Consider the following 2,042-nt stretch of genomic DNA (forward strand, 5'->3'; position numbering starts at 1 on the left):
GGAGAGGGGTGGAGCGGGACGGGCGGGGGTGAGGGGGGGGGGCTGCTCGTGGCGCTGGTGCCCCCCCCCCCGCTTCGATATGTCCGGACCCTCGATCCACCCGCATGCGCTCGTCACCCCCTGTCTCCTATGAAAACGTGGCGTTCCGTCCTCGCCGGCGGGACGCCGCGCGATCCTGCGGTCACGGCCGGCCGCCCGCGCGTGGCGAACTCGCCGACGGCTGTGGGCCGTCGGCGATCTGCGCGGCGGTGCCCGTCTCCGGCACCGCGCCTTCCCGTCCCCGAAACCTTTCGGGGACGCGCTCGTCATGACGGTGTGTGAGCCCTGGGGCTCACGCGCGGCGTCGAACGTCGCGCGCCCACCTGGAGCGGAGCCTTCCATCGAGGTGCCTCGTCTGTTGCACTACGAGTCATCTCCCGGCAACTGACTGCGCTTTGCCTTGCCTTACGTTCCTACGACGGAAGGACGCTCATGCAGCGCAAGTCCCTCTCCCTCCTGGCGGCGGCTGCGACGGTTCTGGGCACGGCTTCGGCGGTGCCCGTCGCGGAGGCGGCCCCGCCGCAGAGCTCCGCGGCCGCCAGAGCATCGGCCGTCGCCGTCATCGCCCACCCGTTCATCCCGAGCGCTCCTTCGGTGCGTACCACCGTGGCGCCCGGCGTCACGCTGACCACCACCACGTACGGCAAGCAGAACGCCGACGACCGGTGGACCGTCCATGTCTATCTGCCCGTGACCCCCGACGGTCCGCTCGCCTCCGCGGGTACGGCCCTCGGCCCCCGGGCCACCGCAGACCGGGTGGCCGCGGCGCTGCGCGAGAAGGGGTTCGAGCCCCGCGTCGAGGAGGTCGTGGCCCCGGCGTTCGCCGACCGCCGTCCCGGAACGCTCGGCTGGACCGTCCGCGTCGGCCTCCACGCGAGCGAGGCCGACGCGAAGGCTCAGCTGAGCCGGATCAAGTCCGCCGGATTCGCGGGCGGTACGCGGTACACCGCGCAGGACGGCACCGACAGGCAGGCGCCGCAGAGGGTGCACATGCTGCGCGTGGACTTCCGTACGTTCAAGGGCAGCGTGGGCACGGACTTCGGCCCCAGGCTCAACGGCACGGAGAAGCTGACCGACCTCATCGCCTCCACCGGCGCGCTCGCCGGGATCAACGGCCAGTGGTTCTACAACGAGGCGCCGGGCGGCCTGTACGTGAAGAACGGCAAGCTGCTCGGCTCCGCGACCCAGGGCCGGTCGGGCCTCAAGGTGACCAACGGCGGCCGCTCCTTCGCCGTGGACACGTACACCGCGCATGTGATGCTCAAGGCCGGCACGGAGACCGTCGAGGTCGACGGGGTGAACCGGATGCCCGGCGACGTCTGGAACTGCGGTGGTGTCGGCGGCGACCTGCCGACGCAGAAGCCGCAGCACGACCTGAAGTGCACCGACGACAGCGAGCTGGTGCGCTTCACCCCGGAGTGGGGCAGTCCGCCGGCCGGGACGGGCGCGGAGGCCGTGCTCGACGCCGCCGGCCGCGTGACGGCGGTGAACACCTCCCGCGGCGCGAGCGTGCCCGAGGGCGGGTCGACCCTCCAGGCGACCGGCGCGAGCGCGCGGTGGCTGCTGGGGCACGTCGTGGTCGGCCGGACGCTGACGTTCTCCGAGCGGGTGGAGGACGGCAGGGGGCGCCAGGTGCCGCTCACCTCGGACACCACGATCCTCCAGGTCGGCCCGACCCTGGTACGTGAGGGGAAGGTGTCGGTCAACGCCCAGGCGGACGGCATCATCCGGGACGGCGTGGACCAGACCTTCACGTACAACTGGACCCTGCGCGCCAACCCCCGCTCGATGGTCGGCGTGGACGACCTTGGCCGGCTGATGCTCGTGGTCGTCGACGGCCGGCAGGCCGGCTACAGCGAGGGGCTCGGCGTCGCGCAGGCCGCTCAGCTGATGAGGCAGCTCGGCGCGCGCGAGGCGATGAACCTCGACGGCGGCGGCTCCAGCGTCCTCGCCACCGCCCGGGCCGGCGTCGTCAACCGGCCCTCGGACGCGGCGGGGCAGCG

Annotated in this window: 1 protein-coding gene; it reads left to right on the forward strand. The window is 72.8% G+C overall.

Translation table 11 applies throughout. The features are described 5' to 3' along the window. Positions 1-471 precede the first annotated feature (471 nt). The coding region (locus ACFUJR_RS09625; protein WP_383450294.1) for a phosphodiester glycosidase family protein at positions 472-2,042 on the forward strand (1,571 nt) is incomplete at its 3' end.

Origin of the sequence: Streptomyces sp. NPDC057271, assembly GCF_042668715.1 — a bacterium.
In the GTDB taxonomy this organism is placed as follows: Bacteria; Actinomycetota; Actinomycetes; order Streptomycetales; family Streptomycetaceae; genus Streptomyces.